The organism is Rhizobium sp. Leaf341 (assembly GCF_001424325.1).
Taxonomy (GTDB): domain Bacteria; phylum Pseudomonadota; class Alphaproteobacteria; order Rhizobiales; family Rhizobiaceae; genus Ferranicluibacter.
The window spans coordinates 271,910-297,611 of record NZ_LMPE01000010.1; the positions used below are offsets into that span (position 1 = coordinate 271,910).

25 protein-coding genes are annotated in these 25,702 nt (G+C 64.7%); 11 read left to right on the forward strand and 14 right to left on the reverse strand.

Translation table 11 applies throughout. The features are described from left to right. Positions 1–38 precede the first annotated feature (38 nt). Together ASG03_RS11050 and ASG03_RS11055 are read left to right on the forward strand one after the other, a co-directional pair. The gene (locus ASG03_RS11050; protein WP_062468369.1) at positions 39–410 is read left to right on the forward strand and encodes a response regulator; all 372 of its coding nucleotides are present in this window, start codon (positions 39–41) and stop codon (positions 408–410) included. A 120-nt stretch (positions 411–530) separates the two neighbouring features. Next, positions 531–1,898 carry a PleD family two-component system response regulator gene (locus ASG03_RS11055; protein WP_062468367.1) on the forward strand — a complete coding sequence of 456 codons (1,368 nt, stop codon included), beginning with the start codon at positions 531–533 and terminating at the stop codon, positions 1,896–1,898. Positions 1,899–2,444: 546 nt separating this feature from the next. Here ASG03_RS11055 and rpmG read toward each other — a convergent pair. The 6 genes from rpmG to topA all read right to left on the reverse strand — a co-directional run bounded on the left by rpmG (position 2,445) and on the right by topA (position 10,232). After that, positions 2,445–2,612 carry a 50S ribosomal protein L33 gene (gene rpmG / locus ASG03_RS11060; RefSeq protein WP_062468365.1) on the reverse strand — a complete coding sequence of 56 codons (168 nt, stop codon included), beginning with the start codon at positions 2,610–2,612 and terminating at the stop codon, positions 2,445–2,447. An 89-nt stretch (positions 2,613–2,701) separates the two neighbouring features. Further along, complete coding sequence (locus ASG03_RS11065) at positions 2,702–3,886, reverse strand: MFS transporter (protein WP_062468363.1); 1,185 nt, start codon at positions 3,884–3,886, stop codon at positions 2,702–2,704. A gap of 9 nt (positions 3,887–3,895) precedes the next feature. Next, complete coding sequence (locus ASG03_RS11070; protein WP_062693585.1) at positions 3,896–4,666, reverse strand: NUDIX hydrolase; 771 nt, start codon at positions 4,664–4,666, stop codon at positions 3,896–3,898. Continuing rightward, positions 4,666–5,124 (reverse strand): DUF983 domain-containing protein, encoded by a 459-nt coding sequence (locus ASG03_RS11075; protein ID WP_062693586.1) that lies wholly within the window; start codon positions 5,122–5,124, stop codon positions 4,666–4,668. The genes ASG03_RS11070 and ASG03_RS11075 overlap by 1 nt, the downstream gene beginning before the upstream one ends. A 23-nt stretch (positions 5,125–5,147) precedes the next feature. Beyond that, positions 5,148–7,496, reverse strand: coding sequence for a ribonuclease R (gene rnr, locus ASG03_RS11080; protein WP_082475701.1), 2,349 nt, complete (start codon positions 7,494–7,496; stop codon positions 5,148–5,150). A gap of 27 nt (positions 7,497–7,523) precedes the next feature. After that, positions 7,524–10,232 carry a type I DNA topoisomerase gene (topA, locus tag ASG03_RS11085; RefSeq protein ID WP_062693634.1) on the reverse strand — a complete coding sequence of 903 codons (2,709 nt, stop codon included), beginning with the start codon at positions 10,230–10,232 and terminating at the stop codon, positions 7,524–7,526. Positions 10,233–10,639: 407 nt separating this feature from the next. Between topA and ASG03_RS11090 the strand changes: the two genes are divergently transcribed. Then, positions 10,640–10,897, forward strand: coding sequence for a hypothetical protein (locus ASG03_RS11090; protein WP_062693588.1), 258 nt, complete (start codon positions 10,640–10,642; stop codon positions 10,895–10,897). Here ASG03_RS11090 and dprA read toward each other — a convergent pair. From dprA to ASG03_RS11110, 4 genes are read right to left on the reverse strand one after another with little or no spacing between them, the layout of a single operon-like run. Continuing rightward, complete coding sequence (gene dprA, locus ASG03_RS11095) at positions 10,826–11,995, reverse strand: DNA-processing protein DprA (protein ID WP_062693589.1); 1,170 nt, start codon at positions 11,993–11,995, stop codon at positions 10,826–10,828. The genes ASG03_RS11090 and dprA overlap by 72 nt on opposite strands. Positions 11,996–12,001: 6 nt before the next feature. Next, on the reverse strand, positions 12,002–12,616 hold the full coding sequence (gene plsY, locus ASG03_RS11100) for a glycerol-3-phosphate 1-O-acyltransferase PlsY (RefSeq protein WP_062693590.1): 615 nt from the start codon (positions 12,614–12,616) through the stop codon (positions 12,002–12,004). A gap of 23 nt (positions 12,617–12,639) precedes the next feature. After that, on the reverse strand, positions 12,640–13,926 hold the full coding sequence (locus ASG03_RS11105) for a dihydroorotase (RefSeq protein ID WP_062693591.1): 1,287 nt from the start codon (positions 13,924–13,926) through the stop codon (positions 12,640–12,642). Next, entirely contained in the window at positions 13,923–14,882 is a 960-nt protein-coding gene (locus ASG03_RS11110) for an aspartate carbamoyltransferase catalytic subunit (RefSeq protein ID WP_062468347.1), read from the reverse strand. Before ASG03_RS11110 ends, ASG03_RS11105 begins: the two co-directional genes overlap by 4 nt. Before the next feature lie 221 nt (positions 14,883–15,103). Between ASG03_RS11110 and ASG03_RS11115 the strand changes: the two genes are divergently transcribed. The 3 genes from ASG03_RS11115 to ASG03_RS11120 all read left to right on the forward strand — a co-directional run bounded on the left by ASG03_RS11115 (position 15,104) and on the right by ASG03_RS11120 (position 17,462). After that, a complete protein-coding gene (locus ASG03_RS11115; RefSeq protein WP_062693592.1) occupies positions 15,104–16,753 on the forward strand; it encodes an acyl-CoA dehydrogenase family protein in 1,650 nt (549 codons plus the stop codon). Between the two features lie 171 nt (positions 16,754–16,924). Then, on the forward strand, positions 16,925–17,077 hold the full coding sequence (locus ASG03_RS21465) for a hypothetical protein (protein WP_156381806.1): 153 nt from the start codon (positions 16,925–16,927) through the stop codon (positions 17,075–17,077). 49 nt (positions 17,078–17,126) lie between these two features. After that, positions 17,127–17,462 carry a DUF6105 family protein gene (locus tag ASG03_RS11120; protein ID WP_062693593.1) on the forward strand — a complete coding sequence of 112 codons (336 nt, stop codon included), beginning with the start codon at positions 17,127–17,129 and terminating at the stop codon, positions 17,460–17,462. On the opposite strand, the gene ruvX is transcribed toward ASG03_RS11120, so the two are convergent. Further along, on the reverse strand, positions 17,402–17,893 hold the full coding sequence (gene ruvX, locus ASG03_RS11125; protein ID WP_062693594.1) for a Holliday junction resolvase RuvX: 492 nt from the start codon (positions 17,891–17,893) through the stop codon (positions 17,402–17,404). The two genes, ASG03_RS11120 and ruvX, sit on opposite strands and share 61 nt — an antisense overlap. Before the next feature lie 131 nt (positions 17,894–18,024). Between ruvX and ASG03_RS11130 the strand changes: the two genes are divergently transcribed. From ASG03_RS11130 to gatA, 3 genes are all read left to right on the forward strand, one after another. Beyond that, positions 18,025–18,729 carry a metal-dependent hydrolase gene (locus ASG03_RS11130; protein ID WP_062468339.1) on the forward strand — a complete coding sequence of 235 codons (705 nt, stop codon included), beginning with the start codon at positions 18,025–18,027 and terminating at the stop codon, positions 18,727–18,729. A gap of 99 nt (positions 18,730–18,828) precedes the next feature. Next, entirely contained in the window at positions 18,829–19,116 is a 288-nt protein-coding gene (gatC, locus tag ASG03_RS11135; RefSeq protein WP_062468338.1) for an Asp-tRNA(Asn)/Glu-tRNA(Gln) amidotransferase subunit GatC, read from the forward strand. Positions 19,117–19,182: 66 nt separating this feature from the next. Further along, on the forward strand, positions 19,183–20,664 hold the full coding sequence (gene gatA, locus ASG03_RS11140; protein WP_062693595.1) for an Asp-tRNA(Asn)/Glu-tRNA(Gln) amidotransferase subunit GatA: 1,482 nt from the start codon (positions 19,183–19,185) through the stop codon (positions 20,662–20,664). A gap of 19 nt (positions 20,665–20,683) precedes the next feature. On the opposite strand, the gene ASG03_RS11145 is transcribed toward gatA, so the two are convergent. The 3 genes from ASG03_RS11145 to ASG03_RS11155 are packed head-to-tail and all read right to left on the reverse strand — an operon-like array spanning position 20,684 to position 23,326. Next, positions 20,684–22,219, reverse strand: coding sequence for an ArnT family glycosyltransferase (locus ASG03_RS11145; protein ID WP_062693596.1), 1,536 nt, complete (start codon positions 22,217–22,219; stop codon positions 20,684–20,686). Positions 22,220–22,232: 13 nt separating this feature from the next. Continuing rightward, complete coding sequence (locus ASG03_RS11150; RefSeq protein ID WP_062693597.1) at positions 22,233–22,571, reverse strand: lipid-A-disaccharide synthase N-terminal domain-containing protein; 339 nt, start codon at positions 22,569–22,571, stop codon at positions 22,233–22,235. Then, positions 22,514–23,326: a glycosyltransferase family 2 protein gene (locus tag ASG03_RS11155; protein ID WP_156381807.1), complete on the reverse strand. Its 813-nt coding sequence runs from the start codon at positions 23,324–23,326 to the stop codon at positions 22,514–22,516. Before ASG03_RS11155 ends, ASG03_RS11150 begins: the two co-directional genes overlap by 58 nt. Positions 23,327–23,506: 180 nt before the next feature. Between ASG03_RS11155 and ASG03_RS11160 the strand changes: the two genes are divergently transcribed. Then, entirely contained in the window at positions 23,507–24,085 is a 579-nt protein-coding gene (locus tag ASG03_RS11160) for a GNAT family N-acetyltransferase (RefSeq protein WP_062693598.1), read from the forward strand. 113 nt (positions 24,086–24,198) lie between these two features. Next, positions 24,199–25,701, forward strand: coding sequence for an Asp-tRNA(Asn)/Glu-tRNA(Gln) amidotransferase subunit GatB (gene gatB, locus ASG03_RS11165; RefSeq protein ID WP_062693599.1), 1,503 nt, complete (start codon positions 24,199–24,201; stop codon positions 25,699–25,701). Position 25,702: the final 1 nt, after the last annotated feature.

Below are 25,702 nucleotides of genomic sequence, written 5' to 3' on the forward strand. Positions count from 1 at the left end.
GACCCCCGGCCATGGCCGTAGACGCGGAAGGTTCTGATATGCCGAAACAGGTTATGATCGTCGAGGACAACGAGCTGAACATGAAGCTCTTCCGCGACCTGATCGAAGCATCGGGCTACACGACCATTCAGACACGCAACGGCCTGGAGGCGCTGGACCTGGCCCGCAAGCACCGACCGGACCTCATTCTCATGGACATCCAGCTTCCCGAGGTGTCGGGGCTGGAGGTGACCAAGTGGTTGAAGGAAGACGACGAACTGCATGTTATTCCTGTCATCGCCGTTACGGCCTTTGCCATGAAGGGCGACGAGGAGCGCATCCGTCAGGGGGGCTGCGAGGCCTATGTCTCCAAGCCGATCTCGGTGCCGAAGTTCATCGAAACCATCAAGACCTATCTCGGCGACGGCTGACCGACGCCTGTGACGGCTGCAACAAGGCGGCCATGACGGTGCGCCAACGTGATCATGGTATTCCTCGCATCGGCCGGAACGGGCTCTGAAGGCCGGGGGCGATAGGACAGGACGAACCGCATGACTGCACGCATACTTGTCGTCGACGACATACCGGCAAACGTCAAATTGCTGGAAGCGAGGCTCGTGGCGGAATATTTCGACGTCCTCACGGCGTCTGACGGCTATCAGGCGCTGGCCATCTGCGACAGCCGGCCCGTCGACATCATCCTTCTCGACATCATGATGCCCGGCATCGACGGATTCGAGGTCTGCGAGCGGTTGAAGGCCAACCCGAAGACCGCGCATATTCCCGTGGTCATGGTCACCGCGCTCGACCAGCCCTCCGATCGTGTCCGCGGACTGAAAGCCGGTGCCGACGACTTCCTGACCAAGCCGGTGAACGATCTGCAGCTGATGTCGCGGGTGAAGAGCCTCGTGCGGCTGAAGAATGTCAGCGACGAGCTGCGCCTGCGTGCCGAGACAGCCAAGAGCGTGGGTTTCGAGGATCTCTCGCGGGCCGAACGCCCCGACGAGCCCGGAAACATCCTGCTCGTCGATGCGCGGGCCAGCTCGCAGGACAGGATCGCCCGGGCGCTGAAGCCCGTCGCGGGCCTGACGGTCATCAGCGATCCGCAGGCAGCCCTTTTCGAGGCGGCCGAGCAATCCTTCGATCTCGTCATCGTCAACGCGAACTTCGACGACTATGATCCGCTGAGGCTCTGCTCGCAGCTGCGCTCCCTGGAACGCACACGCTATATCCCGATCCTCCTGGTGGCAGAGCAGGGGGCCGAGGACCTTGTCGTGCGCGCGCTCGACCTCGGCGTGACCGACTACATCATGCGCCCGGTTGATCCGAACGAGCTGATCGCACGGTCACTGACGCAGATCCGGCGCAAGCAGTGCAACGACCGCCTCCGGCTGAGCGTCCACCAGACCATCGAGCTTGCCATCACGGACGGCCTGACGGGGCTTCACAATCGGCGTTATCTGGACAACCATCTCAAGCTGCTGATCGAGCGTGCCACGAAGCGAGGCCGCAACCTGTCGATCTGCGTCGCGGATATCGATCGTTTCAAGGCCGTCAACGACACCTATGGGCACGATGCGGGGGACGAGGTGCTGCGCGACTTTGCCCGGCGCCTGCGCTCGACCGTCCGCGGCGCGGACCTTGCCTGCCGATTCGGAGGGGAGGAATTCGTGCTGGTGATGCCGGACACGGATGCCGCGACCGCAAGCGCGATTGCCGAGCGGCTGCGCGTCAGCGTCGAGACGGCGCCCTTCTTCGTGCAGGATCGCAGCATCGCGCTGACCATCACGGCGTCCATAGGGATCGCCGTCCTCGACCCGGCGGGGGAAACGCCCGACAGCCTGCTGAAGCGTGCCGACACGGCGCTGTATCAGGCCAAGCGCAACGGTCGCAATCAGGTCGTGGGCGCGGCCGCCTGAAGAGGTGCGCGCAGGGAGGCCGCGCGTCGAACGCTGTCTTTCGCCTGACATCGAACCATGGCATCCTCCCATGGCGCCGTATCACGCAGTTGTGCAATGCGAAGACACGTTCGATGATCTGTGGCGAAATCTGGCCGCAATTTCTCCCGAATCGCCCTGCAGGTCATGGTTATCGTTAACCATGACTGTATCAAAGCGGGCCAAGCTTTAAGATTTCATTGATTTTCTTCGGTATCTCGCCGATGTTCTATGCAGGGAGACGTAAAGCTCCCAAGCCGATCAGTTACCCCATGATGTCAGGTCCGCCGCATCTCCTGGGTCGTGGGGTCGTCGGCCGGTGCGTAACAGTGGTTCCTCGTGCCGCTTGCGTGCCGGCCGGCATCCATCAAACGCCGCTTCTGGTTTCAGGAGCGGCGTTTTTTCATTTTGGGTGCCAGAAACAGGCAGAGATCAACACAGCCCGGCGCGCCTGCGCCCAAGCCCGGACGCAAAAAAGGCGCCTGACGATATCGTCGGCGCCTTTCTGGCAGTGCTGGGAACCCGATCTTACTTGATCTTGGTTTCCTTGAATTCGACATGCTTGCGCACGACCGGGTCGTACTTCGTCATGCTGAACTTGTCCGTCTTCGTACGGCTGTTCTTCGAGGTCACGTAGAAGAAACCTGTGTCGGCCGTCGACAGCAGCTTGATCTTGATTTTTGCAGCTTTCGCCATGGTCGTCCTGCCTTCTGAAATAACAAAGCCGGACTTCGTTCAAAGGTCCCGGCGAGCTTGGCGCGAAACTACAAATCGCGCCCGAAAAGTCAACCCCGTTTCGGGTTATAAACCAGCCGAGCCAGGGAAAGCACGATGTAAAGCCCGAAGAACGCGGCGATGGACCAGGCAAAGCCGTCATTGCCGAACACATCCATGGAGGCGCCGATGACCTGCGGGCCGGCGACCGTTCCCAGGGCATAGCAGAACACGAACGCCGCATTGGCGGCTGCAAGCTCGGGCCCGTGGAGACGCGTCCCGAGATGGCTGAGGCCGATCGTGTAAAGGCCCGAGATGATGCCGCCCCACAGAAGCAGAATGGTCGCCAGCGCATACCAGTTGGTCGACAGGACGGGCAGGCAGAGCGCACCGACAAGGCCGATCACGGTCAGCGCGACCAGCAGCTTTCGGCGGTCCTTCATGCGGTCCGACAGGAGACCGAGCGGGATCTGGAAGATCAGATTGCCCACGCCCATGATGGTCAGGAGAAGCGCAGCCTGCGATTCGGAAAAGCCGACGCGTGTGCCGTAGACCGGAAACAGCGACAGGCCGCCATATTCCACCGCGCCGAAGACGAAGACGGCGGCCGTCGCCATCGGCACCATGAACACGTAGCGCAGGAAGTGCATCTCCGGCATCTCGTCGATATCCGGGCTTTCCTTGCGGGCGATGATGATCGGGATGGCGCCCAGCAGGATAATGCCGGCGCCGACCGCGAAGGGCAGAATACCCTCGCTGCCGAGGAGCGAGAAGAGCAGGGGGCCCGCCGCAAAGCCAAGCGAGAGAACCGTCCCGTAGATGCCGAAGACGAGCCCGCGCCGATGGGGCGGCGCCGTGGCGTTGATCCAGAACTCCGACAGGACGAACAGGATGGTGATGCCGCTCTGGAAGACGATCCGCAGCGGGAACCACAGCCAGAAATTCTCCACGAAATAGAAGCCCAGCGCAGGCGCCGCCGCGAGCACGACGGCGACCACCATGATCTGCGCGACGCCGAATCGATGGGCCAGCCGCGTCGTGAAGGACGCCGCGACCATGGAGGCGAGCCCGGCCACGGTCGAATTGAGGCCGATCAGCGTCGAGGAAACGCCGCGGCGTTCCATGATGAAGCTGAGCAGGGGGACGCCGAGGCCAATGGCGATGCCGACCGTGGTCACGGCCGCAAGAGCCGCGATCAGCGACAGCCAATGGATATCCTCAACCGGCTGAGACGAGCCAGGGGTCGTCAGAGACATTCGGTGTCCTCACAGAAGATCGCGGATGGGGCGTCCATTCCGGACATGGAAATACGGCACGGTGCCGTCAAAGCGGAGCAGCGGGTCGGCGTCAAGCCTTGCATGCAACGCGGCAAGAATGCGTGCGGTGATATCGGGGATGGCAACCCCGGACGGATCGCCGACGGAGATCCAGCGGAAGTCCTCCAGCTCCCGGCTGTCCTGCAGCGCGCCGAGATCGAGATCCACCTCGTCGGTGAACAGCGCGAAGAAATGCGTATCGAATCGTCGCACGAGTCCCGTCGGCGTCACGGCTCGGGCGACATAGCGCAGCCGCTCGAGATCCGGCTGGAAGGGCAGGCTTCCTTCAGGGCGGATGGACCCCGGCCAGGCAGGCCCGACGGCGAGGTTGGTCTCCTCGTGCAGTTCCCGCATCGCGGCCAGAGCCAGGGCACGCACTGCGGAAACCGAAAGGCGCCCGCGATAGATGCCGACCAGGCGCTCGAGCAGGGCTTCGGGAAGATCGCGTGCATAGGCGATGCGGTGATCGGCCGGATCGCGCCTGCCACCGGGAAACACGTGGACGTCCGGCATGAACACATGCTGCCGGCTGCGCCGTCCGACCAGCACGCGGACATCGCCGCCGCGTCGATCCAGAAGCAGGATCGAGGCCGCCAGCCGGGGACGCAACGCCTTTGCCGGCGCTGGCGCCTCGGCGGCGTCGGTCGGCTTCGTCGGCTCGCTTGTCGTCCTGGAGACGGCCTTGAACGCGCCGCCCGCTGCGGCGGCATCGTTGCGCATCAGGTGCGATCCTGCGCTGGCAGTTCGTCTTCCGGTCGATCCTCGTGGCCACCGAAGCCATGCATGCGAAGCGCCCATTGCAGCCCCACGACGCCGCCCTTGACCGGCTGCATGAGAGCAAGCGAACCGAGGATCGTGATCGGCACCCAGATGGCCAGGTGCTGCCAGTTCGACAGCGACACCAGCATTTCCGTCATCATAAAGCCTCCGAGGACCAGATGGCCGACGATCGTGACGACGATGTACGGCGGAAAGTCGTCCGCGCGGTGATGATGAAGCGCCTCTCCACAGGTAGCGCACGTGTCGTTGACCTTCAGGAACCGCCCGAACATGCGTCCCTGACCACAGTTCGGACAACGGTTGAGGAGCCCCCGCCGAATGGATCGGCCGATCGGCCGATCGCGGATCGGCGTATCGCCGAGATGCAGCGTTGCAACGTCCGAGGATGTCTCGTTCATGCGGTCACCATCTTTCATGGGAGTCAGCGCCGCCCGCGCGGCGGTCGGGTGCCGGGCGCCTTGCGTGCGCCCGCCCTGTCGCGGCGTCCGGCCTTGTGGAACGACCGCGTTGCCGTCGGCATCTTGCGGCCCTCGTCCAGCATTTCGAAGCGCAGGGCGCCCGCGAGCGGCACGGCGTCGACAAGCTTGACCCGCACCTCGTCGCCGAGGCGATAGCCGAGACCCGTCTTGTCGCCGACCAGCGCCATGTGGGCTTCGTCGAAGATGAAATAGTCACGGCCGAGCGTCGAGATCGGCACGAAGCCGTCGGCCCCATATTGGGGCAGCGAGATGAACAGGCCGGACTTGGTGACGCCGGACACGCGACCATCGAACTCTTCGTTGACACGGCCGCTGAGATGGTGCGCGATCAGGCGATCGACCGTATCGCGCTCCGCTGCCATCGCCCGGCGCTCGAATGTCGAAATCTCTGCGGCGATGTCTTCGAGCGCCCCCTCTTCCGCCGGCGTGATGCCGCCCTCGCCAAGCCCGAGCGAACCGACCAGCGCCCGGTGGACGATGAGGTCGGCATAACGGCGGATCGGCGAGGTGAAGTGCGCGTACTTCATCAGGTTCAGACCGAAATGGCCGATGTTCTCGGGGCTGTAGACCGCTTGGCTCTGCGACCGGAGCACCATCTGGTTGACGATCGTCTCATAGGCCTGATCCTCGGCTTTCGCGAGGATGCCGTTGAAATGGTTGGCGCGCATGTTGCCGCCCTTGACCAGGGTCAGGTCGAGCGTCGCCAGGAACTCGCGCAGGGTCTCCTGCTTGGCAAGCGACGGCGCATCGTGAACGCGGTAGACCAGGGGCTGGCGCTTGATCTCCAGCGTCTCGGCCGCGGCCACGTTCGCCTGGATCATCATCTCCTCGACCAGCTTGTGCGCGTCGAGCCTGTCCGGCACGAAGACGCGGTCGACCGTCCCGTCCGGCTTCAGAATGATCTTTCGCTCCGGCATGTTGAGTTCGAGCGGCTGGCGACGATTCCGCCCGACGGTGAGGATGCGATAGGCATCCCAGAGCGGCCTCAGGATCGGCTCGAGCAGCGGGCCGGTCCTCTCGTCCGGCGCGCCGTCGATCGCAGCCTGTGCCTGCTGATAGGAGAGCTTGGCGGCGCTCTTCATCATGATGCGGTGGAACGTGTGCCCGATCTTGCGGCCCTCGCGGGTGAAGCGCATGCGCACGGCCAGCGCCGGCCGATCGACCGTTTCTTTCAGCGAACACAATTCGTTGGAGATGCGCTCGGGCAGCATCGGCACGACACGGTCGGGGAAATAGACGGAGTTGCCGCGCTTCTGCGCTTCGTTGTCGAGCGCGGATTTCGGGCGCACGTACCAGGAAACATCGGCGATCGCGACCGTCACGATCACGCCGCCCTCGTTCTCCGGCGCGGTGTCCGGTTCCGCATGCACGGCGTCGTCATGGTCCTTGGCGTCGGCAGGATCGATCGTGATCAGCGGCAGGGATCGCCAGTCCTCACGATGCGACATGGTGGCCGGACCCGCGGCATCGGCCTCGCGCAGCACGCTGTCGGGAAAGATATAGGGGATGCCGTGCGCGTGGATCGCGATCATCGAGATCGCCTTTTCCGAAGCGACAGAGCCGATGACCGATTTCACCTCCGCCTTCGCGAGGCCGAAGCGGCCGGAGCGGACAATTTCCACCTCGACCAGATCGCCGTCCTTGGCATCGTGGACGCCGCTTGCCTCGACATCCATCTCCTCGCCGCGCTTGTCGATCGGCAGAATGCGGCCGGTGCCGGCGGGCATTTCCCGGAAGACGCCGAGCGCTGCGTTCGCGCTGCGGCGGCGATCGAGAACCTTGACGATGCGACCGGTATAGGCTGGTCCCGTCGGTTCCTTGGAGGGGAAGATCTTGGCGAGCACCCGGTCGCCGATCCCGCCGACAGGCATCTTGCCCTTGGCCTTCGCGACGCTTGACTGGCGGATGAGGACGGCGGGTGCGACGCCCGCATCGTCCGGCCATTCGGCGGGGCGGGCGACGAGTTCGCCATCCTTGTCCCGGATCGTGATATCGAGAACCGCCACCGGAGGCAGGGCGCCCGGCCGGACGAGCGCCTTGCGCTTCTTTTCCAGCAGCCCGTCGTCCTCGAGATCGCGCAGAGCCGCCTTCAGCTCGATGCGCGCCTCGCCCTTCAGACCGAAGGCGCGCGAGATCTCGCGCTTGGAGGCCTTGTCGGGGTTTTCCGCGATGAACCGCATGAGCACGTCGCGCGGCGGCACGGCGCCATGAATGATCGGCGCATCATCTGCGGGCGGCAGGGCCGTGCCCGCACGGGCCAGCCGGACCGAGGGCTTTGCGGTCCGTCTCATGCCGATGCGAGGCGATTTGCTCACGGTCTATCCCTTCTGTGCCTTGGCGGCTGCCGCCGTCTTGGGTTTTGCGGCAGCCTTTGCTTTTGTCGTCTTCGCGGCCGGCTTGGCCTTTGCCGCGGCGCGCGGCTTGGCAACCGTCTCGCCGCCGTCTGCCGTAGCTTTCGCCTTGGTCGGTTTTGCCGTCTTTGCCTTAACGGCCTTGGCCTTCACAGGTTTCGTCTTGCCGGCACGTTCTGCCAAAAGCGGCAAGGCCTCCTCCAGCGTGACCGAGGCCGGATCCTTGCCCTTCGGCAGGGTCGCATTGACCTTGCCCCAGTTGACATAGGGGCCGTAGCGTCCGTCGCGCACCGTGATGGCGCCGCCATCCGGATGTTCGCCGAGCTCCTTCAGCGCCGCGACGGCCGCGCCGCGTCCGGCCGGACCTTTCGACGCCTTGTCGGCGAGCACGGAGACGGCCCGGTTCAAGCCGATCGAGAAGACGTCCTCGATGGTCTCGACATTCGCGTATTTCCCGTCATGCAGGATGAAGGGCCCGTAGCGGCCGAGGCCGGACGAGATCATCTTGCCGGTTTCCGGATGCTGCCCGATGTCGCGGGGGAGCGAGAGAAGGGCCAGCGCCTTCTCGTGGTCGATGCTCGCCGGCGTCCAGCCCTTGGGCAGGCTGGAGCGCTTGGCTTCCTTGCCGTCTCCGCGCTGGACATAGGGGCCGAAACGGCCGTTGCGCAGCGTGATCTCCTCGTCCGTATGCGGATCCTTGCCAAGCGCCTGCGGCTCGTTCGAGGCCTGCGCTTCCGCATCGCCGTCCGAGGACAGCTGGCGCGTGAAGTTGCACTCCGGATAGTTCGAGCAGCCGACGAAGGCGCCGTACTTGCCCAGTTTCAGCGACAGCTTGCCGGTGCCGCAGACCTGACAGATCCGCGGATCGCTGCCGTCTTCGCGTTTGGGGAAGACGAGCGGCGCAAGTTCCTCGTTCAGCGCATCGAGAACATTGGTGACACGCAGTTCCTTGGTGTCCTCGATCTGCGCGAAGAAATCCTTCCAGAAGTCGCGAAGCACGTCCTTCCAGTTGAGTTCGCCCGCCGAGATCCGGTCGAGCTTTTCTTCGAGCGACGCGGTGAAGTCATACTCCACGTAGCGGTGGAAAAAGCTCTCGAGGAAAGCCGTGACAAGACGTCCCTTCGCCTCGGGGATCAGCTTGCGCTTGTCGATCACGACGTATTCGCGGTCGCGCAGGGTCGCCAGCGTCGAGGCATAGGTCGAGGGCCGGCCGATGCCGAGCTCTTCCATGCGCTTGATCAGGCTCGCTTCCGAATAGCGTGGCGGCGGCTCGGTGAAATGCTGGCTCGCATTGACCGTCTGCTTGGCGACGTTTTCGCGCGCCTTGATCTCGGGCAGGCGTCCTTCGTCCTCGGCATCGTCACTCTGTTCGCCGTCTTCCTTCTGATCTGTATAGGCGGCGATGAAGCCGTCGAAGCGGATGACGGAACCCACGGCCCGAAGTCCGGCCTTGCGGCCTCCGTTCTCGGCCAGGATTTCCACGGTCGTGCGTTCGATCTCGGCCGAAGCCATCTGGCTGGCGATGCCGCGTTTCCAGATCAGGTCGTAGAGACGTAACTGGTCGGCGTCGAGAAACCGGCGCAACTGGTCGGGCGTCCGGGTGAAGTCGGTCGGGCGCACGGCTTCGTGCGCTTCCTGCGCGTTTTTCGCCTTGGTCGAATAGAGACGGGGCTTCTCGGGCACATACCGTGCTCCGAACTGGTCGCCGATGGCGCTGCGGGCGGCGTCGATCGCTTCTGCCGCCATCTGTACGCCGTCGGTTCGCATATAGGTGATCAGACCGACGGTCTCGCCGCCAAGGTCGATGCCCTCGTAAAGCCGCTGGGCCACCTGCATGGTGCGCGACGCGGAAAAACCGAGCTTGGAGGAGGCCGCCTGCTGCAGCGTCGATGTGGTGAAGGGTGGCGAGGGATTGCGCTTGACGGGTTTCGCCTCGACCGTATCGACGACATAGGATGCGCCTTCGAGCAGGGCCTTCAGATCGTTGGCCTGTTCGCCATTGGCGACCGAGCGCGCCTGAAGGCGCTTGCCGTCGGCGGCCACGAGACGCGCCTCGAAATCGTCGCCCCGCGGCGTCTTGAGGACGGCCGACAGGTTCCAGTATTCTTCCGAGACGAAGCGTTCGATCTCCGACTCGCGGTCGCAGACGAGCCGCAGCGCGACCGACTGGACGCGGCCGGCCGAGCGGGCGCCCGGCAGCTTGCGCCACAGGACCGGCGACAGGTTGAAACCGACGAGATAATCGAGCGCGCGGCGCGCCAGATAGGCATCCACCAGGGGCACGTCGATGTCCCGCGGATTGGCCATGGCGTCGAGAACCGCCTTCTTGGTGATGGCGTTGAAGACGACCCGGCTCACGGGCTTGTCGCCGATCAGCTTCTTCTTGCGCAGAAGATCGAGCACGTGCCAGGAAATCGCCTCGCCTTCGCGATCCGGGTCGGTCGCCAGAATAAGACCGTCTGCGCTCTTGAGCGCGGTGCCGATGTCGTTCATGCGCTTGGCGGACGCGGTGTCCACCTCCCAGAGCATGGCGAAGTCTTCGTCGGGCTTGACCGATCCGTCCTTGGCCGGAAGGTCGCGGACGTGACCGAACGAGGCCAGGACCGTGTAGCCGGGGCCGAGATACTTGTTGATGGTCTTTGCTTTGGCCGGCGATTCAACGACGACGACATTCATGGTCATAGGATTCAGCAACCATTGAGGAGGGTGACAGACTTCCCTCGGCCGTCACGCCGGGAACTTTTGAAGCCTCGACATGGAGGGGGATTTCCTCGCGGTCAAGTGGTGAGCATGAAATTAGCCAGTTTGCATGAACAGGCAGACGATCTGAAACCCTTTCATTTATAGGGGTTTGATGATGTCCCTGCGACAAGGTGCCGACCCCGGGCGATCCCGACCGAATACAACGCGCCACAACCTAAGGGGGATAATGTTATTATTGCAATTAGGAATATTTGGGTTATCGTCTGCCGGAGACGAGAAGGCGCATCGATGAACGCGCGGTGGTGACGGCCTGACGGCCGCCGCCGCTCGGGCTGTCTGCTGCCGTCTCGAGAGCAAGGCCAAGCCCATTAGGACGTTTCATGGTGCCCGTATATAATGACTCCGCAGTTCCCGCGACGCCTCCGGACGAGAGCCTGGCCTATATCCGTCAGATGCTGGGAGAGCTGCGGGGCGTTGCGGATGAAAAGGGGGCGGACATGCTCTGCTACCTGCTGGAAATGGCCTATGTGGAAGCGGGCGACCTGATGTCCGGACGCCGCGCTTTGTCAGCCAAGCGGATCGATGGAAACGCGGCCGCCGGGGTGTCGGTGAAGCCGGCTGGCAAGATCAAGCTCTAGAAGCACGAGATAGACCGCGGAGGCGGAAAAGCCGGTGTGCCGGATGATGTCGTCGATGTCGACCGGCGTCGGTCCCAGCGCATCGACGATCGTCTCGCGCTCGCGCTCGCCGGGCGGCGGGGTCATCCGCAGGGTCTCCGCGCCCACGTCCGTCTCCTCCGCCTCGCGCGCCTGCGGCTGGTCGAAAAGGTCGATGCGGCTCAGCGGCGCGAGGGCTTCCAGAATGTCGCGTGCTTCGGTCGTGACCACCGCGCCCTCTTTCAGGAGGCCATTGGTCCCGTGACAGCGTGGATCGAGCGGGGATCCCGGAACGGCGAAGACGAGACGCCCGAAATCGGCGGCGTAGCGTGCCGTGATCAGAGAACCGGATCGGCTCGCGGCCTCCACCACCGCGAGCCCGAGAGCCACGCCGGCGATCAGCCGGTTGCGGCGCGGAAAGTCGCGCGCCCGCGGTTCCCAGCCAAACGGCATCTCGCTGATGGCGAGGCCTTGCCCGTTCGTGATCTCGTCGAGGAGGGGAACGTTCTCGGGCGGGTAGGGCATGTCGATGCCGCCGGCCAGAACCGCGATCGTGCCGGTGTCGAGGCTCGCGCGATGGGCAGCGGTATCGATCCCCCGGGCAAGCCCCGAGATGATCGCATAGCCCGCCCGCCCGACGTCGCGAGCCAGCATCGCCGCAAATTTGGCGCCGCTGATGGAGGCGTTGCGCGCGCCGACGATCCCCAGCGCCGGCGTGGTGCCGGTCGCGGCATGTCCCTTGACGGCAAGGAGCGGGGGTGCACCGTCGATCTGCCGCAGCGCAGCGGGATAGTCAGGTTCGCCGATACCGACGAATCGGGCACCGCAACGCGCGGCGGTGGCCAGCTCCCGCTCGGCCTCTGCGACCGTCGCGATGCGGATGGCGCGGGTCGATCCGCCCCGGCGCGAGAGTTCGGGCAGCATTTCCAGCGCCGTCTCGGCCGATCCGACATGATTGATGAGGTCGCGGAAGGTGACGGGGCCGACATTGTCGGAGCGGATCAGGCGGAGCCAGGCAATCCTTTGACGATCCGTCAGCGCGATACCTTTGCCACCGGGGGCCTTCGCGCTGTCGCTCATCGGCGCCTATCCCTTCTGACCGATTCGGCTTTCCGTTCCTGCGATCAGACGCTCGATGTTGGCGCGATGCTTGATCCAGGTGATGAGGCTCAGCGCGACGAACAGGAGGCCGATCCGTCCATAACCGGCGACGAGGAGCACGATCGACACCACAACGGTGGCAACCAGCGCCGACAGCGAGGAATAGCGCGTGACCTTGGCGACGAGCAGCCAGCAGGCGGCGAAGACGAGGACGACGACAGGCGCGAGACCCAGGAGCACGCCGATATAGGTCGCGATGCCCTTGCCGCCCTTGAAGCCGAGCCAGACCGGAAAGAGATGGCCGAGAAACGCGCCGAAACCGGCCGCGATGCCGGCGTCCGGACCGAGCAGATAGGCCCCGACCGCTGCGGCCAGCGTTCCCTTGAGCGCGTCGAGAAGCAGGGTTGCCGCCGCAAGCTTCTTGTTGCCCGTGCGCAGCACGTTCGTCGCACCGATATTGCCGGATCCGATCTTGCGGACATCGCCAAGGCCGGCCGCCCGCGTCAGGATCAGACCGAACGGGATCGAGCCGAGCAGGTAGCCGAACAGAAGGAAGCCGAGCGTCGGCAGGGCCGGGAGCGGCCACATGAACAGGTCCATCGATGTCCCCTCGCGTCAGCCCCCTACAGGCTGTGCACGCACTTTCCTGCAACATAGGTGCGAACGGCGCGGCCCGTAAAGCGGGCATTTTCGAACGGCGTGTTTTTCGAGCGCGAAACGATCGCCTCCTTTGCGACCACCCAGGGTTCGTCGAGATCGATCAGCGTGATGTCGGCCCGCGCGCCCGGCTTGAGCGTGCCGGCATCCAGCCCGAAGATCTGCGCCGGCCGGGTCGACAGCGCATCGATCAGCCGGATCAGCGGCACTTCGCCGCTATGATACAGCCTAAGGGCGGCAGCCAGCATCGTTTCGAGACCGATCGCGCCGTCGGCGGCATCGGCGAAGGGCAGGCGCTTGGTGTCGACGTCCTGCGGATCATGCGAGGACACGATGATGTCGATCCGCCCGTCGGCCAGGGCCTGAACCATGGCCTTCCGGTCGTCCTCGCCCCGCAGCGGCGGCGTCACCTTGAAGAAGGTCCTGTATTCCCCGATGTCGTTCTCGTTGAGGGACAGATGGTTGATCGAGATGCCCGAGGTCACGTTGACGCCGCGCGATCTGGCCAGCGTGATGGCATCGACCGACTCCGGCAGGGAAATCTTGGCCGCATGGTAGGCGGCGCGGGTCAGCCCGGCCACGCGCAGGTCGCGTTCCAGGGGAATGATCTCCGTCTCGCGCGGTACCCCCGAAAGTCCGAGCCAGCTGGCCAGCAGCCCTTCGTTCATGACGCCGCCGGCACCCAGATATTTGTCGCGCGACTCCAGTGCGATCACCATGCCGAATTCACGGGCATAGGTCATCGCCCGCCGCAGGACCAGCGTATCGTGCAGGGCCGCCCGGCCGTTGGTGAAGCACACGGCGCCGGCCTCGCTGAGAAGGCCGAATTCGGTCATCTCCGTGCCATGCAACCCCTTGGTCAGCGCGGCGGCCGGATAGACGTTGACGACCGCCTTGTCGCGGGCCGTCTTCATGACGAATTCGACAAGCGCGATGTCGTCGATGACGGGGTCGGTATCGGGCATGGCGATGAACGAGGTGATGCCCCCGACGGCTGCGGCTTGCGCGGCCGAGGCGATCGTCTCGCGATGTTCGGCGCCGGGTTCGCCGACGAACACGCGGGCATCGACCAGCCCGGGCACGGCGACCAGGCCCCGGCAATCCTGTACGGTCGCGCCTTCCGGATGACCCTGGCGGGTCGCATCGCTGCCGGCAGCAAGGATAACGCCGTCGCGGATGACGATCGTGCCGGTCTCATCGAGGTTGCGCGACGGGTCGATGATGCGCAGGTTGGTCAGGACGAGGTCGGTCATGCGCGGAAACCCTGGTTGTTGAGGCCGCCCTGATGCTGGGAGACGAGCAACGCCTCCATGACGGCCATGCGGACGGCAACGCCCATCTCGACCTGCTGTTCGATCACGCTCTGCGGGCCATCGGCGATTTCGGATGCGATTTCGACGCCGCGGTTCATGGGGCCGGGATGCATGACGAGCGCGTCGTCCTTGGCCGCCTTAAGCTTTTGCGCATCGAGGCCGTAATAGCGGAAATATTCGCGGACCGACGGCACGAAGGCCCCGGCCATCCGCTCGCGCTGCAGCCGCAGCATCATCACGACGTCCGCGTCCTTCAGGCCTTCTTCCATCGAGTGGTAGACCTCCGCCCCCATTTCGGCGATGCCGGCCGGCAGCAGCGTTGCGGGCGCGACGACGCGCACGCGTGCACCCATCTGGTTCAGCAGAAGAATGTTGGAGCGCGCGACGCGCGAATGGAGCACGTCGCCGCAAATGGCCACGATGATGCGCGACAGCTTGCCCTTGGCCCTGCGGATGGTCAGCGCATCGAGCAGCGCCTGGGTGGGATGCTCGTGCTGTCCGTCGCCGGCGTTGATGACCGAGCAGGATACCTTCTGCGCCAGAAGGGCGGCGGCACCGGCCGACGAATGGCGAACGACCAGCACGTCGGGATGCATCGCGTTCAGCGTCATGGCGGTGTCGATCAGCGTCTCGCCCTTCTTCACCGACGAATTGCCGACCGACATGTTCATGACATCCGCGCCGAGGCGCTTTCCGGCAAGCTCGAAAGAGGATTGCGTCCGGGTCGAGGCTTCGAAGAACAGATTGATCTGCGTCAGGCCCCGGAGCGTCGAGGTCTTCTTCTCACGCTGGCGGGAGATTTTCACCGCCTCGTCCGCCAGGTCCAGAAGTCCGGTGATATCGCGCTCGTTCAGGCCCTTGATGCCGAGAAGATGGCGATGCGGAAAGAAATCCATGGGAAGCCCGCCTCAGATGGTCGCGTTGTCGCGCTCTATAGAGCCTCGGCAGGAGGGCGGCAAGGCAGCGCGCGCGAACAGCTGAGGACAAAGCCGACCTTCCGTTCGCGCACGCGCTTCTCGCGGTGGGAGAACGGCGTCCGTCACGGCCGCATTCGATTTTGCGGGAGGGCGTGGCCGGTGCTGTTCCTAACCCACGGGACTTCGGCTAGAACCGGATCATGACCGTGACTCGACCCGATGCGACCCCTGACGACCTCAACCAGCCAAAACCCTGGTCGGGTGTCAATGCCTATCGCTCCGACCCGCTGCTGACCGATGTCGCAAGCGGACTGCCGAAGACGTTGCGCGACGATTTTGACGGGCTCGGGCGCTATGTGACGTCGCCCGAGGCGCAGGACCTTGCACGCATGGCAAACCAGGGCGTGCCGCAGCTGCGCACGCACGGACCACGCGGCGAACGGCTGGACGTGGTCGATTTCCACCCCGCCTGGCATGCCCTGATGCGGCGCTCGATGGCGGCCGGCCTGCACGCGTCCATCTGGGAGAACCTGACCGACGAACGCGGCCATGCGCACAAGGCCCGTGCTATCCGCTTCTACCTGACCGCGCAGCTCGAGAGCGGGCATCTCTGCCCGCTGACGATGACGAGCGCCTCGCTCGCGGTCATGGCGGCAACGCCGATGGTGCAGAAGGAGTGGGCGCCCAAGATCCTGCAGCGGAAGTACGACGCGTCCAATCGCCCTTTCCTGCAGAAGTCCGCCGTGACCGTCGGCATGGGCATGACGGAAAAGCAGGGCGGGACGGATGTGCGCGCCAATGTCTCCACGGCCGAGCGGGTGGGCGAGGGGATCTACCGGCTGTCCGGCCACAAGTGGTTCATGTCCGCGCCGATGAGCGACGCCTTCGTCATGCTGGCCCAGACGCGCGAAGGTCTCGGCTGCTTCCTTGTTCCCCGTCTGCTGGAAGACGGATCGGCCAACGGCCTCCGGTTCCAGCGATTGAAGGACAAGCTCGGCAATCGTTCGAACGCCTCCGCCGAAGTAGAGTTCTCCGAAACCTTCGGCTTCATTCTGGGCGCGCCGGACGCCGGCATCACGACGATTCTCGACATGGTCACGCTGACGCGGCTCGATTGCGCCTTGTCCTCGGCCGGCATGATGCGGGCGAGCCTTGCGGAAGCCGTGCACCATACCCGCGGACGCATGATGCTCGGTCGCCCGCTCGTGGCCCAGCCGATGATGACGCGCGTCCTCGCCGACATGGCCCTCGACGTGGCGGCGGCCAGCGCGCTGTCGTTCCGGCTGGCCGATGCGTTCGACCGTGCGCGCGACAGCGCGGAGGAGGCGGCCTACGCCCGCATCATGACGCCGGTCGTCAAATACTGGGTGTGCAAGACGGCCCCGACCCTGATCGCGGAGGCCATGGAGTGCCTCGGCGGCAATGGCTATGTCGAGGAGCGCCCGATCGCGCGCCACTACCGGGAGGCACCGGTGAATGCGATCTGGGAGGGCTCGGGCAATGTGATGGCCCTCGACGTGCTGCGCGTTCTCAAGCGCGGTCGCGAACTGTTCGAGGCCCTGTTCGAGATCATCGGCCGCGACCTCGGTCCGGCCGCGCGAAAGACCATCGATGTGCTGCGCGCCGCGATCCTGCTTTGCGAACGCGACGAAGGGGCGGCGCGCCTGCTGGTCGAACAGCTGGCCCTGGCCGCTGCCGCGGCCGAACTCTATCGGCTCGGCGCCGGCCGAATCGCGGACGCCTTCATGGAGTCGCGGCTCGCCGCCGGCTGGCGCTCCACCTATGGCATGCTCGATTCGCGGTTCGACAGCGCGATCATCGTCGATCTGCTCTACCCCGCCTCCAGCTAGTCGGCTTCGCCCGCAGCGCGGGCGCGATGCTGCGCAGAAGCCGCCCGAGGCGGCGTGCTTCGCGCACGTTCCTTGGCACTCCCCCGCATTAACCTTAACGAAAGGTTGACGTTGCCTCGTCAAGGTTAACGGCCCATGTGTTGCGGATCGAAGCCGCACGGAGCCCGCATAATGCGCGCAGTCCTGACGTTCATTCCCATGTCGATCTTTGCAGCCGTCACGATGGACGTGGCCGTACCGGCACTGGTCCTTCTCGTCTGCGTCGTCGCCAGTCGCGCCCTCGCTGCCGTCAGCGGGCGGCGCATGCGCGGTGCAGCGTCATGAGGGGGCGAGCGGACGTGAACGCGACAACGGCCACGGAAGGAAACCGGACATGAAATGGCTTCTCATCCTCTGGGGCGGCCCCGTCCTGTTCCTGACGAGCTGGTACACGCTCTCTTACAACGACATCAATTTCGGCATCTTCATGTTGTCGCGCGAGGCGAATGATCTCGTGTTCCAGCTCTACGGCAACGTACTCGGGATCGATCCAAAGGCCATTCCGCCGCTTGTTGCGCGCGCCATGATCTTCGACAGCTTCGTGGTCTTCGGTCTGCTGGCGCTGCGCAAGCGCAAGGCGATCATCGCCTGGTACCGGCAGCGCAAGGCTCAGTCGTCTCTCGGTGCAGCCGCCCGGACGAGCGACGCCAACCTGTCGAGTGCGCCCTGAAGAATGAAGGACGCAGCCGCCGAATCGATCCGGTCCGCGCGCTTGGCGCGGGAGACGTCCATCTCGATCAACGTCCGCTCGGCGGCGACCGTGGACAGCCGCTCGTCCCAGTAGACGAAGGGCAGGGCGGTCTTCTGCTCCATGTTGCGCACGAAAGCGCGCGTCGCCTGCGCGCGCGGCCCCTGCGATCCGTCCATGTTGACCGGCAGCCCGATAATGAAGGCGATGATCTTTTCCCTGTCGGCGAAGGCCAGAAGAGCATCCGCGTCGGGGGTAAACTTGATGCGCTTGATGACCGTTCGCGGCGTTGCCAACCCCCGTCCGAGATCGGATACGGAAAGGCCGATCGTCTTCGTGCCCAGGTCGAGCCCGGCAATCGCCCCGCGCGGTGGCAGTGCAAGTGCCAGCTCCTCGATGGTCATCACGCTCATGGAAATCCTTTCCGTCGGCCTTTGTCTTTGCCCGTCGGTGTTCCATATGCTCCGCGGGCGCCGATTTCGCCAGCGCGCTTTTTCGCGCGGCCGGTCAGGGCGCGCATGCTACAGATGACAGGAGATATGTCATGAAGATCAAATGGCTCGGCCATTCCGCTTTCCACATCGAAACGGCAAAAGCCAGGATCCTGATCGACCCGTTCTTCACGGGCAATCCATCCTTCGACGAATCGACCCGCAAGGACGCGGCGGCCGGCCTCGACTACATCCTGCTCACGCATGGGCACGGCGACCACGTCGGGGACACCATTGCCCTTGCCAAGGAAACCGGCGCGACGGTCGTCGCCAATGCGGATCTCGCAAGCTGGATCGGATCGCGCGGTGTGTCTGCCCTCGAAATGGGCAATACGGGCGGAACGATCCACCTCAAGGGCTTCTCCACCACCTTCGTCAACGCGCTGCACTCCTCCGCGCAGATCACCGAAGACGGCGTTTCGCACGCGCTCGGCAACGCCAACGGCCTGGTGCTGCATTTCGAGGACGCACCGACGCTCTACCACATGGGCGACACCGACATCTTTTCAGACATGGCCCTGATCCACGAACTTCATCAGCCCGACATCGGTCTCGTCCCGATCGGTGACCGCTTCACCATGGGCGGCGCCGTGGCTGCGCTCGCTTGCCAGCGCTACTTCAAATTCACCACCGTGCTCCCCTGCCACTATGGTTCCTTTCCGATCGTCGACCAGACCCCGGACCTCTTCATTGCCGCGATGGAGCCCGCCAGCACGAAGGTCGAAGTCCCCGCCGTCGGTGGCGTCGTGACCGTCTGATCGGGGCGCCGAGGCGGACTTGGCCTGAATCCCCCGTTGCGCGCGTCCGTCGTGGTCAGTATAGCGGGGGATCATTTCCCGTCAGGCCCGGAGTCCGCTATGTCCGTCGATCTCGCCACCGTCAAGCGCGTCGCACACCTTGCCCGCATCGCCGTCAGCGAAGACGATGCCAACCGCATGACCGGTGAGCTCAATGCGATCCTCGGCTTCGTCGAACAGCTCGGCGAGGTCGATGTGTCCGGCGTCGAGCCGATGACCTCCGTGACGCCGATGGCGATGAAGAAGCGCGAGGATGTGGTGACCGACGGCGACAAGGCCGACGACATCGTGGCCAATGCGCCCAATTCCGACCGCAACTTCTTCCTCGTGCCGAAGGTCGTCGAATAGACCGTCCGTCCAGACCACGCTGAAGATCGTTTCGCCCGCCTGTCGTTTTCGAAAGTCCCGTCCGCCATGACCGAACTCACCCACCTCACCATTGCCGAAGCGCGCGACCGGCTGGCCGCCCGCGACATCACGGCCGTGGAACTGACCGATGCCTATCTCGCCGCCATCGATGCGGCGAACGGCGCCTTGAACGCCTTTGTCACGGTGACGCCCGAGAAGGCCCGGGCGATGGCGAAGGCGTCCGACGAGCGCCTCGCCGCCGGCAAGGCCGGTGCGCTGGAGGGAATTCCGCTCGGAATCAAGGACCTGTTCGGCACCGAAGGCGTGCACACGCAGGCCTGCAGCCACATTCTCGACGGGTTCGAGCCGCGCTACGAGTCGACGGTAACCCAGAATCTCTGGAACGACGGCGCCGTCATGCTTGGCAAGCTCAACATGGACGAATTCGCCATGGGCTCGTCGAACGAGAGCTCCTATTACGGCCCGGTCAAGAACCCCTGGCGTGCCGAGGGATCCAACCTGGATCTGGTGCCGGGCGGCTCCTCCGGCGGGTCGGCCGCGGCTGTCGCGGCCTTTCTGTGCGCGGGCGCCACGGCCACCGATACCGGCGGCTCCATCCGCCAGCCGGCGGCCTTTACGGGCACGGTCGGAATCAAGCCGACCTATGGCCGCTGCTCGCGCTGGGGCATCGTTGCCTTCGCGTCCTCGCTCGACCAGGCCGGCCCGATCGCGCGTGACGTCCGCGATGCCGCGATCCTTCTGAAATCGATGGCGAGCGTCGATGCCAAGGACACGACGTCGGTCGATCTGCCCGTCCCGGATTACGAGAAGGCGATCGGCCAGTCCTTGAAGGGCATGAAGATCGGCATTCCCGCCGAGTATCGCGTCGAGGGCATGCCGGAGGACATCGAGACGCTGTGGCGTCAGGGTATCGCCTGGCTCAAGGACGCCGGTGCCGAGATCGTCGACATCTCGCTGCCGCACACGAAGTACGCGCTGCCGGCCTACTACATCGTCGCGCCGGCCGAGGCGTCCTCCAACTTGGCGCGCTATGACGGTGTGCGCTATGGGCTGCGTGTCGACGGCAAGGACATTGCCGACATGTACGAACAGACCCGCGCCGCCGGCTTCGGCCAGGAGGTCAAGCGCCGGATCATGATCGGCACCTATGTGCTCTCGGCCGGCTATTACGACGCCTATTACCTGCGTGCCCAGAAGGTGCGCACGCTGATTAAGCGCGATTTCGAGACGGCCTTTCACGCGGGCGTCGATGCGATCCTGACGCCAGCCACGCCGTCCTCCGCCTTCGGCATTGCCGACGAGGCGCTCGCAGCCGATCCGGTCAAGATGTACCTCAACGACATCTTCACGGTGACGGTGAACATGGCGGGACTGCCGGGCATCGCCGTTCCCGCGGGTCTCGACGGCAAGGGCCTGCCACTCGGCCTGCAGCTGATCGGCAGGCCCTTCGAGGAGGAAACGCTGTTCAAGACGGCGCATGTCATCGAGCAGGCTGCCGGCCGCTTTTCGCCCACGAAGTGGTGGTAGGCATCAAGCACCGGCGACGTCAGGGCCGCAGGCACCTGCCGTCGGCGGCGTAGGATGTGAGCGCGCGGCCCTGCAGGAAGCCTGTCTGCGGCTGGATGGTCGCCAGCAGCTTGACCGTCCCGGCCATGCAGGCGAAGGGCTCGGCCGTCACCAGGAGGACCCGCAGGCCATCCTGAAGAGGCGCGTAGGTCCGGTCCTGCTCGTAGCTGTTGCGCAGCGGCTGGCCCGTCGGCCGCGCACGGACCGCAATCTCCGAACCGCGCAAAGTGTAGACGAGATCCGCGAGGATATCGCGGTCCTCGGCGACGATCGTCGTCAAACCCTCCGCCCGGGCCTGATCCGCCAGCGACAGGCTGAGCGCGCTTCGCCCGAGATACCGGTTGAGGATCGGCGGCTGACCGGGAAGATGCGTTTCCGGGAAGGCGCAGAGGAGGGGCAGCGCGACGGCAACCGCGCCATTGAGGGCGAGACTGATCCACAACCCTCTTTTCCAGGTGGCGTCGAGATGGCAGACGGCGAGGACCACGCCGGCCACATAGGCCGTCGCCGCCCAGTTTGCATAGGCGCGCGACATCAAAGCCTGCACGACGAGCAGTCCGATGATAGGCCATGAGAGGATCACGAGCTGGCGGTCGGTGGCTGTGCCGCGACCGCGCAGCGTCAGGATCAGCGCTGCGATCATCGCGCCGAAGATGACCGGGCCCACCACGCCGAACTGCGCGGCGAAGAAGCCGGCCGCGCGATCGACATGCAGATGAAACCCGCTCCAGCCGATATTGTCCGACGTATGCCGGAAGGTCGCGCCGCCATGCCGGGCATTCCACACGAGGTTGGGAAGAACCGTCATGAAAGCCACCAGCGTGGCGATGGCGGCGTGCTGCCAGCGCAACCGTGATCGACGGACGACATGGGCGGCAAGAGCCGCGGTGACCGGGAAATAGAGCATCGCGTATTTCGACAGAAGACCGAGCCCGATGGCGAGACCCAGCCCGAGCGCGGAGATCATGCCCGGGGCGATCATGGTGGCCGGGGGGCGGCCTGGGGCCGGGTCCGCGCGTTCGCCCGACCTGTCCATGTCCCTGCCTATGCCCATGCGAATGTCGACGTCGGCGCGCACGGCATGGAGGGTGCTCAGGCGGGCCGTTGCGAGCGCGGCGAGCGCGTAGAAGAGCAGAAGGCTCGTATCGGTCGACACGAACACCGATGAAAGTGCGACGCCCGGCAAGGTCACGAAACTTGCGCCCGACCAAGCGGCGATCCGGGCCGATCGCGTGACGGTCCGGGCAAAGTGCATGAGGGCGAGGGCGGTGGCGCCGTGCAGCAGCGGCGAGGAAAGGCGGATCCAGAAGCGGCTGTCCGAGCCGCCGAGCGCGGTCGTCAGATGGATCACCCAGGCGATCATCGGCGGCTTGGAATAATAGCCGAAGTCCAGATGCTGCGACCACATCCAATACTGCGCCTCGTCGACGAACAGATCGGTCCGGTCGAAGGCAAGCAGCAGGATCCGATAGGCCGTGAGCGCAAGGATCAGGAGAACGACGCGGCTCGACGTCATCGGGACAGGCGCGTCAGGGGTTCGCGCCCAGCGCCGGCCCGGTCTGCCCGCCGTGATCGCCGCGGCTGCGATGGATGAGGACGATGTTGCGCGCATAGATCGCCACCCCCATGACCTGTCCGAGAATCAGCACGGGTTCGCGACGATGCAGGCCGTAGGCAAGCAGCGTCAGGCCGCCAAACAGGGAGAACCACCAGAAGGCATGGGGGATGACCGAGCGCTTTGCCTTTTCGGAACGCAGCCACTGGATGATGAAGCGCAGCGAGAACATGGTCTGCGCGAACAGCCCGACGATCAGCCAAGCGAGATCCGTCGGGGACTCGATTCCGAAGAAGACGAGAATGTCATGCATGAACGGACGCCTTGTTCCTCCGGCCGGACGATCTTGCGGCGCCGGATCAGCCAGGCGACGCCGACGAGATCATGGAGCCCGACCAGCGCGCGTTGCAGGTTGGTGTAGTTGGAGACCCCGGCATGACGCGATCGATGTGCAACATCGACATGCGCAAGCGTAAACCCCTGCGCCGCGACCAGAGCCGGCAGGTACCGGTGCATGTGGTTGAAGTAGGGGAGTTCGAGGAAGACATCGCGCCGAAACGCTTTCAGACCGCACCCCGTGTCCCTTGTCGCGTCGGAGAGGACACGGGCACGGATCGCGTTGGCGATGCGCGAGGCGATGCGCTTGGAGAGCGTGTCGGCCCGATTGACCCGCTGTCCCGCGACGAGCCCCAGCATCTCCGGACGACCGGGAACGAGAAAGGGTGCCAGGAGATGCGGGATCTCGGACGGGGGATTCTGACCATCGCCATCGAGCGTGCAGACAAGCGCCGCGCGGGCGGCGAGGACGCCGGAATGGACGGCCGCCGACTGTCCGCCGGAACGGCCATGGACGACAAGCCTCAGCCAGGGTCGGCTTGCCATGGCGGCCAGGATGCGCGCGCGCGTCGCGTCGGTCGAGCCGTCATCGACGAAGATGGCCTCGATGCAGACGTCGCGGCATGCCTGTTCGATTTCGTTGACGAGAAGCTCGACGTTCTCCGCCTCGTTCTTCATGGGGACAACGATGCTGGCGACCAGAGGCAGCGCAGAAGAGGGTGGAGCCCGCATGAACGTCTCGATATCACCAAGGAGCGAAATTGGGTGCCGGTCCTGGGGCCGACGCATGCGCGCTACATTAGATCCGTTTCATAAAGCTTTTGTGTCAGAGATGCCGTCTGTGCTTTGCCCTCCGTCCGGCAGCCGTCTGCCCCTTGCCCGTGGCCGTTGCCTTGAGTTCGGCCACGGCCCATGGCAGTCTTGCACGCTTTCGAAGAGGGGAATGTGGTCGTGACGACGATCCGGGCTGCGCGGGAAGACGAAGCTTCGCTGCTGGCCGATATCGGGCTTGCCGCCTGGGAAAGCGCCATTGCGGGCGTCGATGCCGGATCGGCGGAAAACGTGTCCATGCAGGAGGTCGCCCATTTTGCCTTCCTTGCCTTTGCGCGGTCGCGCTGGCACCGCATCCACGTGGCCGAAACCGACGGACTGGTGATCGGCTGGGCCGCCTGCGAACGCCCGGACGGCGTGATCACCGACTTCTGGATCCACCCGGATTTCCAGCGAAAAGGGGTGGGCGCCCGCCTGATGGACAAGCTCGAGATCGACATTCTCTCGGAAGGGACGGAGGTGGCGGAGACCGCAACCCATGTGGACAATGCGGCTGCCCTGGCCTTCTTTGCCAAGCGCGGCTTCCACGTCGCCTGGCTTTCGACGCGCTACGCAGCGCGCCTCGACCGTGATGTCGAGCAGATCGGCCTGAGAAAGTCGCTGATCTGCGCCGACGAGACCGAGGACGGTGTCTACGGCGCCTCGGGAGCGGGCGTGTGATCGCCCGCGAATGTCGGCAGGTGCGGCACGCTGTCGACGCTGCGAGCCTTGCAACGCCGGTATAGATGTTTTACCGAACGGGCTGCCCGCCTGCGAAAGAACCGAGAGCTGTCATGACCCTTGTCGACGTCCGTACCCCCGATCCGAAGCGCTTCATCCCCGGTGCCACTGGCGACTGGGAAGTGATCGTCGGCATGGAGGTGCACGCCCAGGTGACGAGCAACTCGAAGCTTTTCTCGGGAGCGTCCACGACATTCGGCAATGCGGCCAATGCCAATGTTTCCCTGGTCGATGCGGCGATGCCCGGCATGCTGCCCGTCATCAACGAGGAATGCGTTCGCCAGGCCGTCCGCACGGGGCTTGGCCTGAAGGCGCAGATCAACCACCGCTCGATCTTTGACCGGAAGAACTATTTCTACCCCGACCTTCCACAGGGCTACCAGATCTCGCAGTTCAAGGATCCGATCGTCGGCGAGGGCAAGATCGTGATTTCGCTCGGCCCGGACCGTCAGGGCAATTTCGAGGACATCGAGGTCGGGATCGAACGTCTGCACCTCGAGCAGGACGCGGGCAAGTCGATGCACGACCAGCACCCGACCATGTCCTATGTCGATCTCAACCGATCGGGCGTCGCCCTGATGGAGATCGTGTCGAAGCCGGACATGCGCTCGTCCGACGAGGCCAAGGCCTACATGACGAAGCTGCGCTCGATCGTGCGCTATCTCGGAACCTGTGACGGCAACATGGACGAAGGCTCGATGCGCGCCGACGTGAACGTTTCGGTGCGCCGCCCGGGCGCCGAATTCGGTACGCGCTGCGAGATCAAGAACGTCAACTCGATCCGCTTCATCGGCCAGGCCATCGAATACGAGGCCCGTCGCCAGATTGCGATCCTCGAGGACGGTGGCAAGATCGATCAGGAGACGCGCCTCTTCGACCCCGGCAAGGGCGAGACGCGGTCCATGCGCTCCAAGGAAGATGCGCATGATTACCGTTACTTCCCGGATCCCGATCTCCTGCCGCTTGAATTCGACGAGGCCTTTGTCGCGGCGCTGAAGGCAGACCTGCCGGAACTGCCCGACGACAAGAAGGAGCGCTTCGTGCGCGATCTCGGCCTGTCGATCTACGACGCCTCCGTCCTCGTGTCGGAAAAGGCGATCGCCGACTACTTCGAAGCCGTGGCCGCAGGCCGCGACGGAAAGGCGGCGGCCAACTGGGTCATCAACGACTTGCTGGGTGCGCTCAACAAAGCCGGCAAAGGCATTGAAGAGACTCCCGTTTCCCCGACCCAGCTCGGCGGCATTCTCGACCTGATCAAGTCCGAGGTCATCTCGGGCAAGCTCGCCAAGGACCTGTTCGAGATCGTCTTCAACGAAGGCGGCGACCCGGCCGAGATCGTCGAGGCCCGTGGCATGAAGCAGGTCACCGATACCGGTGCGATCGAAAAGGCTGTGGACGACATCATCGCCGCCAATCCGGATCAGGTGGCGAAGGTTCAGGCCAAACCGTCGCTTGCCGGCTGGTTCGTCGGCCAGGTGATGAAGGCGACAGGCGGCAAGGCGAACCCCCAGGCCGTGCAGTCGCTGGTGAAGGCAAAGCTCGGGCTCGAGGACTAGG